This window comes from Streptomyces sp. NRRL F-2664, from assembly GCF_000719345.1.
In the GTDB taxonomy this organism is placed as follows: domain Bacteria; phylum Actinomycetota; class Actinomycetes; order Streptomycetales; family Streptomycetaceae; genus Streptomyces.
Genome location: NZ_JOFX01000162.1, coordinates 1 through 3656, shown reverse-complemented (window position 1 = coordinate 3656; position 3656 = coordinate 1). Strand labels below are relative to the sequence as shown.

Sequence of the window (3656 nt, the reverse complement as noted above, 5' to 3'; positions counted from 1 at the left end):
CCTGGTTGACGGCCGAGCCGCGGACGACGGCCAGGACGCGGTGGCCGTTGCGGCGGGCGTCGGAGAGCCGCTCCAGGAGCAGCACGCCCACCCCCTCGCCCCATGTCGTCCCGTCCGCAGATGCGGCGAAGGACTTCACCCGCCCGTCCGGTGCCAGCCCGCGCTGCCGGCTGAACTCCACGAAGGGCCGCGGGGTGGCCATCACCGTCGCCCCGCCCGCCAGGGCCAGGGTGCATTCGCCCTGGCGCAGGGCCTGCGCGGCCAGGTGCAGGGCGACCAGCGAGGACGAGCACGCCGTGTCGACCGTGATCGCCGGGCCTTCCAGCCCGAAGGTGTACGACAGCCGCCCGGAGGCCACGCTGCCGGCGCTGCCCGTGCTCAGGTAGCCCTCGTATTCGGCCGGGGCGGCGGACAGGCGGGAGGCGTAGTCGTCGTACATGGTGCCGACGAACACTCCGGTACGGCTGCCGCGCAGGCCGGCCGGGTCGATGCCCGCGTGCTCGAAGCTCTCCCAGGCGGTCTCCAGCAGCAGGCGCTGCTGCGGGTCGATGGCGTACGCCTCGCGCGGTGAGATCCCGAAGAACTCGGCGTCGAAGCGGTCGGCGTCGTAGAGGAAGCCGCCGTGCCGGGTGTAGCTCTTGCCGGGCCGGGCGGGGTCCGGGTCGTAGAGGCCGTCGACGTCCCAGTCCCGGTTGGCGGGGAAGGGGCCGATGGCGTCGGTGCCGTCGGCGACGAGCCGCCACAGGTCCTCGGGGGAGCGGGTGTCGCCCGGGTAGCGGCAGGCCATGCCGACGATCACGATCGGGTCGTCCTGGCCGGCACCGGTGGCGGTCGGGGTGGGGTGTGCCGGTCGGGCCGCGGCTTCACCGGCGGTCCTCCCGAGCTCGGCGACGACGAAAGCGGTCAGCGCGCCCGGCGTGGGGTGGTCGAAGACGGCGGTCGCGGGGACGGCGAGACCACTGTCCGCGGCCAGCCTGCGGCGGAGTTCCATCCCGGTGAGGGAGTCCATGCCCAACTGGATGAACGGGCCGCTGTCGTGGACGGCGCCGGGCCCGGCGAGGCCGAGCACGGCCGCGACCGTGCTCCGTACGAGTTCGCTCGCGGCCCGCTGCCGGTCGGCCGGGGCGAGCGCGGCGGTACGCGCGGCCCAGGAGGAGCCGGTGGCCGCGGCGGCCCGGCGGCGCGGGGCCCGCACGAGGGTGCGCAGCAGGGCGGGTGCGGCCCCGTCGCAGGAGCGCAGGACCCGCAGGTCCAGCTCGATCGGGACGAGTTCCGGCCGGCCGGAGTCGAGCGCCGCGTCGACCAGGCGAGGCTGGTGGCGGGGAGGCCGTGGTGGCGGCGGTGGTGCGCGAGGGCGTCGAGGTAGGTGTTGGCGGCGGCGTAGTTGGCCTGGCCCGGGTTTCCGATGAGGCCGGCTATGGAGGAGAAGAGGACGAAGTGGCTGAGGTCGTGGTCCCGGGTGAGTTCGTGGAGGTGGTGGGCGGCGTCGGTCTTGGGGCGCAGGACGTGGGAGAGGTGGTCGGGGGTGAGGTTGGCGAAGGCGGCGTCGTCGAGGGTGCCGGCGGCGTGGACGACGGCGGTGAGGGGGTGGTCCGCCGGGATTGCCGAGAGGAGCCGGGCCAGTGCGGTGCGGTCGCCGGTGTCGCAGGCGGCGACGGTGACGTGGGCACCGGCGGCGGTGAGTTCGGCGGTGAGGTCGCCGGCTCCGGGGGCGTCGGGACCCCTGCGGCTGGTGAGGAGGAGGTGGCGGACGCCGTGGCGGGTGACCAGGTGGCGGGCCAGGATCCGGCCGAGCCCGCCGGTGCCGCCGGTGACGAGGACGGTGCCGCCGGGGTCGAGCCGCCGGGTCGGTCCTTCTGCGGCGGTGGTGTTCTCCAGGCGGAGGGTGTGCAGCCGTCCCTCGCGCAGGGCGAGGAGGGTGTCGGGGGTGAGCGCGGCGGTGCGTGCCGCTGCGGCAAGGCCGTCGGCGTCGGTGCCGATGTCGAGGTGGGCGATGCGGCCGGGGTGTTCGCTCTGTGCGGTCCGGACCAGGCCGGTGAGGGCCGCGGCGGGCAGGTGGTGGACGTCCTCGTCGGGCGAGACGGCCGTGGCGCCGCGGGTGAGCACGACGATGCGGGCGGAGTCCAGGGCGCTGTCGCCGAGGAGTTCCTGAAGGGCCGCCAGCGTGTGCCGGAGCCCCGCGTGCACGTCCGGCACCTCGTCCGAGAGTGCCACGACGTCGGGCACGGCGCCGCCGGCGGCCACGGCGGCCCGCAGCGCGCTCGCGTCCGCGTACGGCGTGCAGGCGACGGCCGCGGCCAGCCCGTACGGGTCCGCTCCCAGCACCGCCCACCGCCCGGCCGCGGCGTCCGCGGCCGGCGACGGGAACGGCTTCCACACCGGACCGTAGAGCCCGTCCTGCCGCCCGCCGCGCCCCTGGAGCTCACCGGCCGGACGCAGGGCGATCTCCTCGATGGTCAGGACGGGCCGGCCGTCGGCGTCCGTGGCGGTCAGCGACGCGGAGTTGTCGCCCCGGGCCGTCAGGCGGACCCGCAGTGCGGTCGCCCCCGTCGCGTGCAGGGTGGTCCCGCCGAAGGAGAACGGGACTCTCAGCTCCTGCGAGTCCTCGATGAGCAGGCCGTGCAGGGCGGCGTCCAGGAGCGCGGGGTGCAGGGTGAAACCGTCGGCCTCGGTGCCGTCGGGCAGCGCGATCTCGGTGTGGAGGTCGTCGCCGAGCCGCCAGGCCCGGCGCAGCCCCCGGAACGCGGGACCGTAGCCGTAGCCGCGGTCGGCGAGGCGCGGATAGAGGTCCCCGACGGGGACCTCGACCGCACCGGGCGGCGGCCACGCCGACGGCTCGGTCACGGCCGGGGCCGGAGCGGCCTCCCGGAGCACACCGGAGGCGTGGCGCGTCCACTGCGTGTCCGCCGCGCCCTGCGCACGGGAGTGGACCGTCACCGAGCGCGAGCCGGACTCCTCGGCGCCGAGCGCGACCTGGAGGTGGATCCTGCCGTCCTCCGGGACGACCAGCGGCGACTCCAGGACCAGCTCCTGGAGCCGGTCGCAGCCGAACCGCTCACCGGCCGCGAGGGCCGCTTCCATCAGCGCTGTCCCGGGCAGCAGCACCGTCCCCGCCACCGCGTGGTCGGCGACCCACGGGTGGGTGCCGCGTGCGACCCGGCCCGTGAACAGCAGCCCGTCGCCCTCGGCGAGGCTCGTCACCGCACCGAGCAGCGGGTGCTCCGCCGGCGTGAGCCCCAGGCTCGCCACGTCCTCGGGCGTGGCCGGGCTGTTGAGCCAGTACCGGGTGCCCTGGAAGGCGTACGTCGGCAGCTGGACCCGCCGCGCTCCCGGGAAGAGGTGCCCGGGGTCCAGCGCCGCGCCCCGTACGGCCGCGTGGGCGAGGGCGGTGGCGAGGGTCCGCACCTCGGGGTGGCCCGAGCGCAGGACGGCGACGGTCGCCGCGGGGCCCTGGACGTCGTCCTCGCCCAGGCAGGTCCGGGCCATGGCGGTGAGGACGGGGTCGGGTCCCAGTTCGACGTACGTGGTGACGTTGTGCTGTCGCAGGTACTGGACGGCGTCGTTGAAGCGGACGGTGTGGCGGAGGTGTTGGACCCAGTAGTGGGGGTCGGTGAGTTGTTCGGTGGTGGCGGGTCGTCCGGTGAGGTTGGAGATGA

The 3656-nt window shown here is 75.7% G+C and carries 2 pseudogenes; both read right to left on the bottom strand.

The window, feature by feature from the left end:
* Window positions 1-2187: pseudogene (locus tag IF89_RS50000) on the bottom strand (SDR family NAD(P)-dependent oxidoreductase); the annotation flags it as partial.
* A gap of 291 nt (window positions 2188-2478) precedes the next feature.
* A pseudogene (locus IF89_RS49995) lies at window positions 2479-3486 on the bottom strand (polyketide synthase dehydratase domain-containing protein); the annotation flags it as partial.
* Between the last annotated feature and the right edge of the window lie 170 nt (window positions 3487-3656).